Origin of the sequence: Pseudomonas serboccidentalis (genome assembly GCF_028830055.1) — a bacterium.
GTDB classification, from domain to species: Bacteria; Pseudomonadota; Gammaproteobacteria; order Pseudomonadales; family Pseudomonadaceae; genus Aquipseudomonas; species Aquipseudomonas serboccidentalis.
The window spans coordinates 3,341,712-3,356,125 of record NZ_CP101655.1 but is presented as its reverse complement, the minus strand read 5'-3'; the positions used below and the strand labels follow the sequence as shown (position 1 = coordinate 3,356,125).

Below are 14,414 nucleotides of genomic sequence, written 5' to 3'. Positions count from 1 at the left end.
CCCGAAAAGCGTGTGAGCGCTGCGCACTCAAGCGCGAGCAAGCTCGCTCGCCACAATTGAACTTTGTCGGCCTGTAATGCTGAGTAACGCTGATGACCGAAGCCATCCTGCTGGAACGCGAACGCGGCCTGTTGACCCTGCGCCTGAATCGCCCGGACAAGAAAAACGCCCTGACCCGTGCGATGTACAGCCACCTGGCCGAAGCCCTGAAGCAGGCCGACAACGATCCTGAGATCAACGCCGTGCTGATCACCGGCAGCGCCGAATGCTTCACCGCTGGCAACGACATCGCCGACTTCATCCAGCAACCGCCGAGCGGCCTCGACAGCCCGGTGTTCCACTTCATGCTCAATCTGCTCGAATGCCGAAAACCGATAGTCGCCGCCGTGGCCGGCGCAGCGGTGGGCATCGGCACCACGTTGTTGCTGCATTGCGATCTGGTTTATGTCGCCCGCGATGCCCGGCTGCGCATGCCGTTCGTCAATCTGGGGCTGTGCCCGGAGTTCGGCTCCAGCCTGATCCTGCCGCGCTTGCTCGGTCAGGCCAAGGCGGCTGAGCTGTTGTTGCTCGGCGAAGGGTTTACCGGTGAACAGGCGGCGCAGTGGGGCATTGCCAGCGAGGCGCTGGGCAGTGGCGAAGCCGCCTTGAGCAAGGCGCGGGAAATGGCGTTGCGCTTCGATGAGCTGCCGCCGGAAGCGGTGCGCATCAGCAAACAACTGATGAAGGCGCCGGACCGCGAGCTGATCCGTAAAGTGATCGAGGAGGAAGGCGCATTGTTCACCCAGCGGTTGCGCTCGCCGGAAGCGTTGGCGGCGTTGACCGGGTTTATCAAGCGGCATTGAGATCTTCGCTGACCGGGTTGGTCTCATCGCGAGCAGGCTCACTCCTACAGGGAAATGCATTCCAATTATGGGAGCGAGCCTGCTCACGAAGAGGCAGGATCAGCCACCCTCTCTTCAGATCAGGGGAGATAGCGCAGGATTTGCGGATGGTCGTCGTCGATGATCGTCGCAGCGGCCAGAATTTTTCCATCTTCTTGCAATGTCATGGCGGTTGCATAGCCGCCGACCTTGGCTGAAAAGCTGGTACGTATCCAGCCTTGTTCGCCACCAAAGGAGCTATCCGGTTTGCCGCTGATAAAGCGTGCAATGACCAGCTCGTAGAAATCACGGGGCCGGTCACCCAAGGCCCCGGCCACCACTATTTTTCCGTCTTTCTGAATCGCGGTGCCCATCCATATGGTGCGTTTGGCAGCCTCCAGAGTCGTATAGAGCGGCTCGCCCCCGTTGAACTGGATACTGGGTTTGCCGTCCGGTTCACGGCTGGTCAACATCCCGCTTTCGTTGGGATACTCTTGAGTGTTGCCCATGCCCAGCAGCCGTTCATTGGGTTGTCTGGCCAAGCGTTCAAGGCGTAGTCCGCGACTGTCGGTCGGCCCCTTGATGAGGATGAAACCATTTCCGCTTGAACCGTACGACTGGTCAGGTTTGCCTGTACTGTCATAGCGTACGAGTAACGCTTGAACCGGTTCGGTCACCAGACTGCCGCAGGCGACGCAGTGATTATTGTCTTGCACTAGCAAGTCCTGCAAAAGCAGGCGGACTTTTGGGTGTTGGGGATGTACAACCCTGACATAACCGGTCTGGTTGAACGAAGTGTCCAACTGCCCCTGGCAGGTCAACCGAACGATGTAGCCTTCCAAAATGCTTGCCAGAATGCGCCCGTCCGGCAGGATCTCCACGCTCATGTGGCTCCCGCTATTACGTTCCGCCAAGGGCCTGCGATCAGGTTTCGTTGCCTCCGCATTTTGGGGGCTGGAGCGTTGCCCCAGTTTGACGACGGTGAATCCGTTATTGCCGAACTGGGTGTCGAGGTTTCCTGATTGATCGAAACGAGCGAAATAGGCTATGTCGTCGAGCGTTGCGCTGTGGGCACTAATGACCAGCTTGCCATCGGGTTGAATGGCCAGAGATGACACTGAAACGCGTCGGGCATCGGGGAAAAATCCCTGGACCACGCCGTCGCTGCCAAAGGCCTTGTCAGGTGTGCCGTCGAGGTTCAATCGACCGGAAAAGTAACGGGTTCCCTCAAAGAAATCGCTACGTTCGCCGCAAAAGTAGATTTTTTCATCGGGGCCAGAACCTGTTGTGGTGATGCTCCGCAGGTAAATGGCACCACCTTCGTCACCGGCGTAATCAATGGTCATAATGCCTTTAGTTCCGAAGGTCGGATCAAGTGTTCCTGCTGTCGGGTTTTTTGGGGTGCTCATTGTTCGTACTCAGTCAGTGATGGGAGGGGCAACCGTTCCAAATCCATAAAGGCAGGTCACAGCGCTCAGGCCTGAGTCGATGAGAATTGGGCGAACCCAGTTGAGGGTGTTTGGGGCGATCGCGCAACTGTCAGGTCTGACAGTTGATTTCCTCGGATTTTGCTTGGCATCAGAATGCAAAAAGCCCCGGCACTCACATGCCGGGGCTTTTGTTTTTCAGCGAATCACTCAGACCTGTGGATCGCCAACGTGCAGGATTTTCATGCCGTTGGTGCCACCGGTGGTGTGGTAGCTGTCGCCCTTGGTCAGGATGACCCAGTCGCCTTTTTCCACGACGCCGCGCTTGACCAGCTCGTCGATCGCTTTCTGGCTGACTTCGTTCGGTGCCAGCGACGCCGGGTCGAACGGAACGGTGTACACGCCACGGAACATCGCCGCGCGGGCCTGGGCTTCGCGGTGCGGGGTGAAGGCATAGATCGGCACCGAAGAACGGATACGCGACATGATCAGCGGGGTGTAGCCGCTTTCAGTCAGCGCGATGATCGCTTTCACGCCTGGGAAGTGGTTGGCGGTGTACATGGTCGCCAGGGCGATGCTTTCGTCGCAGCGCTCGAATTCCTTGCCGATACGGTGGCTGGAGGTCTTGCTGGTCGGGTGCTTTTCAGCGCCGACGCAGATGCGCGCCATCGCCTGAACGGCTTCCAGCGGGTATAGACCGGCAGCGGATTCGGCCGAGAGCATCACGGCGTCGGTGTAGTCGAGCACGGCGTTGGCCACGTCGGACACTTCGGCGCGGGTCGGCATCGGGTTCTGGATCATCGACTCCATCATCTGGGTCGCCACGATCACAGCCTTGTTGTGGCGGCGTGCGTGCAGAATGATTTTCTTCTGAATGCCCACCAGCTCGGCGTCGCCGATTTCCACACCGAGGTCACCACGGGCAACCATCACCGCGTCGGACGCCTTGATCAGGCCGTCTAGGGTTTCGTCATCGGCCACGGCTTCGGCGCGTTCGATCTTCGCCACCAGCCAGGCTGTGCCGCCGGCTTCGTCACGCAGTTGACGGGCGTAGTTCATGTCGGCAGCGTCACGCGGGAAGGACACGGCGAGGTAGTCGACTTCCATTTCCGCAGCGAGCTTGATGTCGGCCTTGTCTTTTTCAGTCAGGGCCGGAGCGGTCAGGCCGCCACCGCGACGGTTGATGCCTTTGTGATCGGACAGCGGGCCGCCGATGGTCACCACGCAGTGCAGTTCGGTAGCGGTGGCGGTTTCGACGCGCATCACCACGCGACCGTCGTCGAGCAGCAGCTCGTCGCCCACGCCGCAGTCCTTGACCAGATCCGGGTAGTCGATGCCGACCACTTGCTGGTTGCCTTCGGTCAGCGGATGGCTGGTGGAGAAGGTGAACTTGTCACCGATCTTCAGCTCAATGCGCTTGTTGGCGAATTTGGCGATACGGATTTTCGGGCCTTGCAGGTCACCCAGCAGGGCGACGAAGCGACCGTGCTTGGCCGCCAGGTCACGCACCAGCTTCGCGCGAGCCTTGTGCTCGTCGGGGGTGCCGTGGGAGAAGTTCAGACGGGCGACGTCCAGACCAGCCAGAATCAGCTGTTCGAGAACTTCCGGCGAGTTACTGGCCGGGCCAAGGGTAGCGACGATTTTGGTACGACGGACGGACATGCAAAGACTCCTGAGTTCAAGCGCTAGCAGAGGCTACTATGCTCTTGGGGTGTAGTCATTGTTCGTTTGCACTACTTATTCTTTTCTTTATTGAAAGCGGCAACTTTGGGACAAACGCGCCTGAAGATTTCCGACGATGGGTCGATACACTGCTCAAGACAGGAGAACCCCCATGCGATTGTTGCCCATTGCCGCCCTTGCCCTCAGCGTCCTTGCCGTCACGGGCTGCACCCGTTGGTCGATGAACCATCATTTGAACAATGCCTACAGCGCCTATGATCGCGGCAATTGTGAGCAGGTGATGCTTGAACTGTCCAAGGTCGAACGCGCCAGCCGGGCCCGGCCGTATGTGTGGCCGGAAGTGTCGATGATGCGCGGCCAGTGCCTGGAACGGCAAAAGATGTACATCGACGCGGCGCAGACCTATCAGTTCATCATCGCCTCGTACCCCAATAGCGAATACGCCTTCCGCGCCCGTGCGCGCCTGGAAACCCTGCAGAGCCTGGGCCATTACCCGACGCGCAGTGCGGCAGCGGTGCCAGGCCCGCAACGCCTCTGATGCCGGGTGTCATACAAACGCTGGCTGACTGTACAAGGTGAGCTATAGTCCAGTGATCCGGTTTGGAGCCTGACTTCAGACCGGGGCAACACCTGCGACTGGTCGTTGTTGAGGTGATGGCGGATTGGCGACCATCCCACCGGAAGCGGGGAGAGCGCGTCTGCGACACAGGCGTGTTCCGAAGCAAAGGTGCGGCTCTGTGATGGAGCCTTGCATGGCGTACTGCGCATGTTTACCGACCGACGAATCGAACGGCACCAGTTGCCGTACTTCCTCAGGGTGTTCAACAGCGTCACCGACAAACCCATCGGTTTTCTGGGCAATGTGTCCGAAGACGGGCTGATGCTGATCAGCCAGTTGCCGATGATGACCGGTGTGGATTTCAGTCTGCGTCTCAAACTCCCCTTTGGCGACGGCTGCCAGCAGGTCATCGACCTGACCGCGTCCTGCCTGTGGTGCCATGAAGACGCAACCCCGCTGCATTACGACGCCGGTTTCAGCCTGCAACGCCCACCCCCGGAATACGGGCAACTGGTCGAGGCGTTGCGTCAGTACTTCAGTTTTCAGCCCCTGCCAGCCTCGGCCTGACCTCTGCGGCGCACTCGCTATTGCTTTCGCGAGCAGTACAGTAAACCCATCACTAATGCCTAGGCAGCAGCAATCGCCCGTTCACTGCTCAGCCTCTTCTCCGCCAGCAACAAGGCTATCTCCCTCATCCGAATTACCGGCGCGCCCGAGGGCGCCCTGCGCACAGCCACCGTCGAGTGCGGGGATAGGGACTACCCGCCCGGACGACTAAACCCGATCGCCGATTGGCAGCGACGCGGATCAGGTTATGGGGCTTTTGCAAAGTGCAAAAGCCGGCGGACTCTGAGGGATCTGTAGGCAAAGGAGCGAGGAGGTGTAACCGCTGACTGAGGTATTCAAAGCATGGGGAAGCGATGAGGGAGGAACGCCGTTCGTCGGGACTGTCAGATTTTACAGGTAGGCAGTGGTTTTGATTAGAGTTTGAATCGTTTTCGTCAACCCATCACAGAGAGCGACCGATCATGGACGAAGACACGTATTCAATCTCGCTGACTGAGTCTTCGGATGCTTCAGATCAACTTGAAGAGGGAGGGGAGTTAAATTTAACAAAAGTGCCCTTCCTTGTTCCCGGTGAAGGATATGTTGTTGGTTATGGTACTCGGTACCTGTCCAAAACATTCGGGGGCGGGCCGAGCGCAGTCGAATTGAAGTTTTACGATGCGAACAATCATTTGTATGAGCACGCGACTTTTTTTGGAAATATCAATCAAATTAATATCCCGCCTCCGAGTACAACGCCCAGGGGCAGAAGTGCTATCCACTATCGTTTTTTGAGCAGTAATGGGTGGAGTGGGTGGATGGATACTGGCTGGTTTCATGTGGCCGATCCACCGACTTTGACGTCCCCATCCGCTGATAACACCGTTTATACAACCGGTAATCCTGTATTTTCGGGGACTGGGGATGCGGCATATTCCGCTCGGGTACAGCTTCGACGAGCCTCTGATGGAGTTGCATTAAGTGGCTGGGTAACTGTTCCAAGCAATAATCGGTGGAATATGACATTGAACTCGCTTGCTACCGGTCGTTACGAAGTTTACTTGGCGGGAACTGGGGATTACTGGCAAGTTGAATATCATGGATCAACGTTTAGGTTTATTGTGTTGCGTGAGCCGCAGATAACGGCTCCGACGCAAAATGCGGTCGTGGTTGAACAAAAAATTACTATAAGCGGAAGTGGGTTTCCAGGTGCACGTGTTCATCTTCACCATCCGGGGGGCGAGGAGTTCAAAATTGATATTCCAGTAGACGACTACGGCAATTGGACGACCACTGTCGAGGGTGTGCAGCAGGACAGGGAACTCTACTTTGTTTCTCAGCAGGTGTACGGTGGAAAAACGACGTTGCATTCGTCTCCGCCCCATAAACTCCGCCTCCTCGGCCCACCGCCCCTCACCACCCATTCTGCCAACCAGGAAGTGGAGCAGCGGATCACCGTTGGCGGGGTGGTGACCGGCCCATTCAAGAGCGGGACGATCAATGTCTACCGGGACGGCACAACCACGCTGTTGGGGAGCGGGATTGTTCTTGCTACAGGGGGATGGGAGGCTTCTATTACGTTGACTCCGGGGCCCTATACGGTGACGGCCAGTCATGTCTATCAGTCGGTGACGTCATCACGCCGCGCCCCCCTTCGATTGCTGGTGCGGCCACCCAAACCCACGATTACCTCCGCACTTAATGGGGAAACTGTCACCCTGTCGGGTACTGGGTATGACGGTGCCCGAATGGACATCCATTTCGGCGGTGTCAGTTCACCTTATCTTGACGCGGCAGTTTCTTCGGGGCGCTGGAGCAAGGTTCTTCCGCCAGATTTGTTACCGGGCGGGCGGCGATTCGGCGGTCGACAAAGTGTTTCCGACGGCGGTAACGGGCGTATTTATAACGATGGCTGGGCTGTTGAAGTGTCGGTCAACGTCCCGACACCTGTCCCGACCGGGGTCGGCGTTACGGTCAATGGACAACGCGCAACCTTCAAAGGTCGGGGACGTCAGTGGGGCACGAGCACGGTCAGAATCACCATTTACAACAACGGTGTTGCGTTGGTAGGGGTACCACAGGCGAATGTGCAGTCAAATCTCAACTGGGAGACCACGGCAAATGCCAACCTTGCGCCGGGTAACTACACGGCGCTGACGGCTCGGCAATGGGTGAACGATCAGTGGTCCGGCGACAGTGCCGTAATGTCAATGAGCGTCGGTTCGCCTGCTCCGGTTTTCACCGAACCTCCATCGGATACTCCCACTGGACAACGTCCGCAGATTTCCGGCACCGCGTGGCCCGGTTCCGCAATCCTCTTGCAGATCCCGGGCAAACCCGACGTGCCGTTGACGGCAACAAACGGTTCGTTTGTCCTCAACGCCAGCGAAGACTGGGCGCCGGCCACGTACACCCTGAGGGCTACGGCGGCGTTCGGGGGGCAGACCTCTACGGCCGCGAGCCGGACGTTCGTGGTCAAGGCACCGAAGCCTGTGATCACCACCGCGGCCAATGCCGAAGTAGATCTTTCTCCGGTCATCAGAGGCACAGGCTTCAAGAACTGCTGGGTGGTCATTTATTCAAACGTTACTAACCAGCCAATAGGGGCCGGACCGGTAGGGCAGGACAATCAATGGGCGGTGACACTGGTTGAACAGATACCGGGCAATTTGACTCTCTACGCCATCCAGCAGGAATCTCAAACCAGTAGCAATGTATCCGACCGAACCATTGAGCGGACGGTGAAGGTACGTGTCCCCAAACCTGTAATCACGGTGCCTGCACAAAACGGCAAGCCGGCGCGTGAGTCGATGTTCTCCGGCTCGGCGAAGTATCCCGGTACTGTCGAGTTGTCGATCAAGGGGCAAAGCCAGCCCATTCTAAAAGACATTGAAGTGAAACAGGATGGCACCTGGGCGGTGAAGGTGACATTGGCGGTGGGCGGCTTCACCCTGGAGGCGAGGTCGCGGCAAATGACCTACCTCAGTGATCCTGTCGAACGAGTCATCACCGTGGTGCCGGCTATACCCGTGCTCGATACACCGCGAAACGGAGACGCGTTGGGCACCTTGTTGAGCATTTCCGGATTCGGGTATCCGGGGGACACTATCCGTATCTTTAGACGTAATCGTTATCTGCATTTGGGTAACACCACTGTATCGGCCGAAGGTACATGGTCGAAGAGAGTTACTCACGCCATGATGGCCGGTGACGGAATCAGTGTGCATGCTTCAGCCGGTGTAGGCCTGGATTCGAGCCATTCGCCCACCATCAGTTTCCTGTTGCTCAAACTCGCCCCGAAAATCACCGAACCCCAGGCGGGCGATTGGGTCGGGATCCGGCCGCTGTTCAGTGGCCTGGCCACGCCCGGGGCGAGCATCACCGTTGCCTCAGGGGTCAACGCCGACGACGTGCTGGCCCCTGCGACAATAGCCGATGACTCTGGTCGTTGGACGGTGACGGGCAACAAGGATTTGCCGGAAGGCGCCATGCGGGTGATGGCGCGTCAAACGGTGGACGGTACGCCTTCGGAGTGGTTTGAGAGCGGGCGCTTCATGGTGGAACGCAAGACCGCCGGATTTGATGCGCCCGTTGTACATTTCCCGCATGTGGGCCAGGAGGTCGGGCGGTGGCCGATGTTTTCCGGTACGGGGGAACCGGGCGCCGAGGTGCTCATAGTCAAAGAAAATTCGATGTCTACCGAGTTGGGCAGGACGCGGGTGGATCGTGATGGACGATGGGCGTTGCGTTCGCAGATCGAGTTACCGGTGGCGAACACTACCTACCGCTATTCGGTACGGCAGTCGCGTGATGGCGCTATCTCGGCGTGGTTGTTGCCCCACCCCGGTTTTATCGTGAAACAGGTGGCTGAGGCATTTGAAAGTCCGACCATCCTCAAGCCCGTGAACGATGCCTCGCAGTCACTCGAACGGTTGCCTTTGTTCGCCGGTCAGGGTGTGCCCGGGGCAGAACTCAAAGTGTACCGACATGGCAGCTCACAGGTTCTGGCCTCGACGAGAGTGGATGCGCAAGGCAATTGGTCGGTGCGCTGTGAGGTTGAACTTTCGGTGCAAACGGCCGCCCATCAGGTCTCGGCCCGGCAGTTCATGGACGGTCGAGAATCGGTCCTGTCGTCTGTCGTCAGTTTCAACGTAGAAGAGAAACTGGACAAACCGGTGTTCACCTACCCGCCGCAGAATTCGGATGTTTCGCCTCATGCGGTGATTCGCGGTACGGCATTGCCGGGAGGTGAAGTCCGGCTATACAAATCGGGTAATTCCAGCCGAGTGTGGGGCAGCGGCGTTGTTGATGGACAAGGGCACTGGGAGGTTGTGACCGATGCCATGCCGCTGGGAAGTTTTTCAATGGTCGCAAGGGTGTACATGGGTGCAGCTTACTCACAATGGACGACGGCGTTATCTCTGAAAGTCAGCAATATCGGCTGACATACAGAGTTGTGTACTGGCATGGCCCTCTTTGTGAGGGCCTTTTTTTTCTGCGTTGAAGGGCAACAGATTCCGACCAACGGTCATTCAACCTGTCAGATATGACAGTAGCCCCATTTCTGCAACAGGCGCTAAATCGACCTGACGCCAGACACCGACCATTGACTTGATGGCCGATGGCACGATTTTTTGCTTGGGAGTGGCTACCGCAATGAATGCGTCCGACAACCGTCCGGTTCATCAATTGGTCAAGGCTGTACTCGGAGAAAGAAGCGGTGAAACTCCCTCGTCTTTCGATGAGTTCATTGCGCAGAATCCCAGCGTGTTTGAGTTGATAAAGCAGGGGCCGATCGGGTTGCAGGCAATGGGTCTTGGTCGCCAGGAGTCCCACGCGCTGATCGCCCGTGGCAAAGCCCTGGCGTTGTATATCGCCAGGCAGTTTCGCGAGCAGAGCCTGCGTGCTCTGCCGGCTCCAGGCGATGATCAGGCATTGGTGCCGTTGCCCACGTACAAAGAGCAGTTCCAGCCGGACGTCGACGCTGCTGCTCCTGCGGGCAGCCCTGAACACAGTGCTTCGACCACTGCCTATATGGTGGCACTGCGCGAATGGGTAAGGGACTACATCGTGCCGCAGGGCGAACCGGGACAAACCCTCCCGTTGGATGAACGGCGCCCCGATGTGGATGCATTGCTGATCGACGAAATGGCGATCAACCGCGTGCAGTCACGACTGGAAGTCGTCAACTCGGTACTCGAAGCGCAGATCCGGAGCACGCCCGGTTTCGAGTTGCCGAGCATCAAGGCGTATCTGCGCACGATCCGTTTTCATAATTCCCTGCCCTATGACCACGACTGGGAAAGTATTTCCCATGTCGTCGGTGCAGCCCTCAAAGATGGGGTATTGGGGGATATTATTCGCCGGGTCGACCTGAGCTATCCGTATTTCAAGAACCCCGGCGCTCGTGGATCAAGCGCCGATGTGGCCATGCAACTGAGTGGCGGTATCGGGCCGCTGAAGTTGTCGTTGTTGCTGGAAGACCCTTACTTTCCCTTGAATGCGACGATGGCCGGGGCGCCGCTGCGCAGGGTCGATCCTCTGACCCGGCGGGTCGATCCGGATCCGCAAGCGTCTGCGGGGGACTTCTACCTCGAGAACTTTGGCGACCTGGCGAGATTCCTCCCCAGTTTGCGCAGGCTCTGGATTTTCAGGGATGCGACGCGTCTTGATCAACGTCAGGTCGATTGCTTGCTCGGGCGGGTGGCCTTTACACCCAAGCTCTCGGCCAATGCACCTGTGTTGGGTGACCCGGATATACCCCTGACGGGGGAAACCGCCGGCGCCTGGTTTATCAATGACGGTGCAGAACCTGCGATCGATCTGGTCCCAGCCCGCATCGGTGGCCTGTTTGAAATGATCCATGTAGGAGAGGGGGACACGGCGCTGGAACACCGCATGGACCGTATCAACCGCAAGTGCCGCCTGGATCGCATGCTGCAACTGCCCGGTCATCAGGTTGATCAACTGCTGAAGGCTGCGATGCATGCCGAGCGTCGCGGCACCGGTGAGGCGTTAATCTGGATCCGCCCCAATACCCTGCGTTGTCTGGGCCTGTTCAAGGAACTCAATAGGATCCATGACTGCAAGGCTGAAGAGTTCGCAGCGCTCATCGACGTTCTGTCGGTGTACGGCCAGGATGGGCAGCTGTCGCACTTTGACCGTGTCTATAACCGGGATGAAGTGTATGAGGTCCCGTTGTTTGTCGATGACGTCGAGTTTGCGATCATGCCGCGCACGCAACTCGAACAGCAGACGGTGCATCAGATTTGCAGCGCGCTGGAAATCAATTTCGAAACCTACCGCTACCTGGCGATGGTGATTGCCGAGGCTTATGGCCTCAAGACCCACTTGAGGCGCAGCCTGAAGATTCTGTCCAGTTTCTGGCGCCTGGTATTTCTGGGCCGGTTGTTTGGAATCACTCCGATTGAATCGACAGCCCTGCTGCAAACTCTGAGCGAAGGGGAGGGCTTGGCGGCACAACTGGCAGGCGAGCCGGCGGTGTCCAGTTATGGTTCTGCGGACGGTGCGGATGCTCTGAGTGCCATACGCGGGTTGATGACCTGTGCCAATTGGTGCCGGGAATACGATTTGTCCCCCCTGTGGCTGGTGCAAAACATCAATCCGGTTTATGTGCCGACGGTCTGGACCGAATCCCAGGAGCAGTTGCTGCGGCAATTGCGCAGCCAGGTGCAGGCGGTGCGGGTGGATGAGGCCTCGCTGCTGGAGGCAGGCGCGCCGCTACGTGATAGTAACCAGCAGCTCATCCAGTGGCTGAGAGTGCTGGAACCACTGGTGGACGCCGATGGGTTGGTGATCGGCAGTGCCGAGGAAGCAGAGGATCAGTATCTGGAGCGCGCCACTGCCGAGATCAAGGACATTGTGAGCACGATCTATCCGGGGCAAGAGGATGCGGACCGGCGCGAAGCGCTGGAAACCCTTGTCCGCACGATTGTGTTGCGTTGCCGGGACGAGCAGCGGGTGGTGGTGGAAGAGGGCATCTCGGTTTATCTGAAGCTGGATTCATTGCTGGCGACGCAGGTGTTGTCCTGGGCCCAGGGCCACCCTTATGACTTTTTGAAAGAGGCCATGTCGCTGCAACCCGCTGCAAGGCCACGGGAGCAGCGGGTGCCGGAGCAACCGGATTCGTTCCTGCAAATGCTGACAGAGCTGGAGCGGCGCGGCCGGATTGCCGACAAACTGGCGTTGAGCCCACAGATGCTCGCCACACTCCTGACGGGCGAGCAGTATCAATGGTTCAGTCTCGAAAGCCCCTACGAGATCTCGATTCGCTCGGTGTACTACCTGGCGCTCTACCGTCGCGTTATTTCCCGGGCCCGGCAGCCTGAGGAAAAGATCCTCGACTACCTGAGTCAGGTCAACCAGTTGCCCGACGACATGAGTGAGGATGGCCTGCGTCTGGTTCGCGATGCCGCCGCCGACAAGTTGGCGACTTATTTCGGCTGTGGCATCCGGCATGTGCTGGAGTGCGCCAAACATATCACTCTCGACGTTGAAGACAGCGACAGCCCGGCCTGGCCCATTTTGCGCAGTCTGGCGCATTTCGATTTGCTGGAGCGCACGCTGGAGCTGGCCCGGCAAGGGATGGACATCACCGCAGCGTTGAGTCTGGGCGCGTTGTCCCCATTGGATTCTGAGCCGCTTTACGCGAGCGCAGCGCAAAACGCTCTGGAAAGTCTGGCCCGGTTCAACGCCACGACCACCCCACAGGATTCGGCGGAAGTCGGCCAGAGCTTCACCACCCGCTGTGTGGTGGACAACGCCACCCTGATTGCGAACCTGCCACAGGAAGTTGCGGAGTTCGAGATCACCCTCCGGGACTTTTACGGTAACCCGCTCAAACAGGTCGATATTGAAACCAGTACAGATCTGGGGGCGATGCTCACCCCTTTCATCCGTACGGATGACGAAGGACGCGCGTGGGCGCGATTGCAGGCTGGCGCAAGGAAGGGAACCGCCCATTTTCACTACTGGTTGCCGCTCCACGAGCCGATTTATGGTCCGTCGGTGCTGATCGATTGTGATGAGGCGACCCTGAAGTTCAATTCCGAGTTGAGCGGATTGCCGCCCAGAGATCCGGTGCTGGCGGGGCGTCTTCGGGAGCAGGAAATGCACGCCGTGCTGATCGACGATCACGGCAACAGGGGCGCTCACCGTCACGTGGCCTGGTCCACGACGCTGGGTGAAATTCGCCCCAGCCAGACGTTCACCGACAAGGATGGCGTAAGCCGTGTGTGGATCTCCAGCCTGAGCCCGGGGAACGCCTATATCACGGTCAGCAACGTGGAAGGCAGTCACAGTCTCACGTTCAGTCGCCCCATCGTGTTTGCCAATAAACCGCGGATTCTCGACATTCCTTCTATCACTGCGGTTGCGATGGTCGGGCATGCCCTGCAAGTGCGCTGTCAGGTCGTCGGACTGGACGATGGCCCGATAGAAGGTGAGAAGGTGGTGTGGTGGACCAGTGCAGATTCGACAGAAGTCGAGCGACTCAGCGACGCAGACGGCTTCTCTGATTTTTCCGTGGCCGATCCGCAGCAGGGCGAATTGACCGTCTTCGCGAAACTGGGCACCGACCCCAGGGTTGAAGTCATGGTGTGGGTAGCCAGTGATGCCGTCATCCAGAACTATTCGGAGGTCATTCGCTTCCCGGTGGTCGGGGCTTCCCGGCCGACATTGTTGTGGGTGGATGTGAAGGAATCGAGCGCCGCGAATGCGAAACCGGTGAGTAATTATCCTGTGATGTGGAGGGTCGATTCGAATCCTCCCGTGGAAATTACCCTGGCGACCGATGCGCAAGGGCGGTCGGTGTACCCGTTCACGTCGGCAACAGCGGGTAACTTCGTCGTGACCGCCGATTTGGCACTCCATCCAGGGCTTCAGACATTCAACCTGACAGTGCTTAAAGCCTTTGAATGGCAAGTCGAACTGATCACCATTGAGTCCGGAGTTGAGCTCCCTCCTGTACCCATCATCCCCGGTCCCCAGACGCTCACGCTGTTCAGAAACAGCCATTACCGTCTGAAAATCTCACCGATCGACGCCACGCAGCTCAAGGGTAGCCAGGGTGCGCTGGGATGGGCTGCCACTTACTCCACCCGGGAGCTGGGAATGGTGTTCACGCCACCGCTGGCCACGCGCTTTGAGTTCACCGATGCCCCCTATGAAGTGGAGATCCAGATCGCAAACATTCGCAACGGTCAGTTTCAGTTAAGTCTGTTCTGTGATCGCCTGAATGAGGCGCTGGTACTCGAAGGCACGCTGACCAAGCGTCCCGTTACTCGCCGCTCGACTCACCATACCGCGACAAGGAGATAA

At 58.3% G+C, this 14,414-nt stretch carries 7 protein-coding genes; 5 read left to right on the top strand and 2 right to left on the bottom strand.

All coding sequences use genetic code 11. The features are described 5' to 3' along the window. Positions 1-92: 92 nt before the first annotated feature. Positions 93-842 (top strand): enoyl-CoA hydratase-related protein, encoded by a 750-nt coding sequence (locus NN484_RS15265; protein WP_215502929.1) that lies wholly within the window; start codon positions 93-95, stop codon positions 840-842. Between the two features lie 119 nt (positions 843-961). Here the strand turns inward: NN484_RS15265 and NN484_RS15260 are convergent, their stop codons facing one another. Continuing rightward, positions 962-2,269, bottom strand: coding sequence for an NHL repeat-containing protein (locus NN484_RS15260; RefSeq protein ID WP_274657424.1), 1,308 nt, complete (start codon positions 2,267-2,269; stop codon positions 962-964). A gap of 228 nt (positions 2,270-2,497) precedes the next feature. Next, the gene (gene pyk, locus NN484_RS15255; RefSeq protein ID WP_003227610.1) at positions 2,498-3,949 is read right to left on the bottom strand and encodes a pyruvate kinase; all 1,452 of its coding nucleotides are present in this window, start codon (positions 3,947-3,949) and stop codon (positions 2,498-2,500) included. A gap of 172 nt (positions 3,950-4,121) precedes the next feature. On the opposite strand from pyk, the gene NN484_RS15250 reads away from it, so the two are divergent. The 4 genes from NN484_RS15250 (at position 4,122) to NN484_RS15235 (ending at position 14,414) form a co-directional block, all read left to right on the top strand. Further along, positions 4,122-4,508: a tetratricopeptide repeat protein gene (locus NN484_RS15250; protein WP_215502722.1), complete on the top strand. Its 387-nt coding sequence runs from the start codon at positions 4,122-4,124 to the stop codon at positions 4,506-4,508. A gap of 228 nt (positions 4,509-4,736) precedes the next feature. Beyond that, positions 4,737-5,096, top strand: coding sequence for a PilZ domain-containing protein (locus NN484_RS15245; protein ID WP_127648346.1), 360 nt, complete (start codon positions 4,737-4,739; stop codon positions 5,094-5,096). A 797-nt stretch (positions 5,097-5,893) separates the two neighbouring features. Continuing rightward, positions 5,894-9,520, top strand: coding sequence for a hypothetical protein (locus tag NN484_RS15240; protein ID WP_274657423.1), 3,627 nt, complete (start codon positions 5,894-5,896; stop codon positions 9,518-9,520). A gap of 211 nt (positions 9,521-9,731) precedes the next feature. Then, a complete protein-coding gene (locus NN484_RS15235; protein ID WP_274657422.1) occupies positions 9,732-14,414 on the top strand; it encodes a Tc toxin subunit A in 4,683 nt (1,560 codons plus the stop codon).

Bases quoted from the DNA above. Each gene is read 5' to 3' on its own strand.
- NN484_RS15260 (WP_274657424.1), bottom strand. From the start codon at position 2,269: ATGAGCACCCCAAAAAACCCGACAGCAGGAACACTTGATCCGACCTTC.
- NN484_RS15240 (WP_274657423.1), top strand. From the start codon at position 5,894: ATGGATACTGGCTGGTTTCATGTGGCCGATCCACCGACTTTGACGTCC.
- NN484_RS15235 (WP_274657422.1), top strand. From the start codon at position 9,732: ATGAATGCGTCCGACAACCGTCCGGTTCATCAATTGGTCAAGGCTGTA.
- pyk (WP_003227610.1), bottom strand. From the start codon at position 3,949: ATGTCCGTCCGTCGTACCAAAATCGTCGCTACCCTTGGCCCGGCCAGT.
- NN484_RS15250 (WP_215502722.1), top strand. From the start codon at position 4,122: ATGCGATTGTTGCCCATTGCCGCCCTTGCCCTCAGCGTCCTTGCCGTC.
- NN484_RS15265 (WP_215502929.1), top strand. From the start codon at position 93: ATGACCGAAGCCATCCTGCTGGAACGCGAACGCGGCCTGTTGACCCTG.
- NN484_RS15245 (WP_127648346.1), top strand. From the start codon at position 4,737: ATGTTTACCGACCGACGAATCGAACGGCACCAGTTGCCGTACTTCCTC.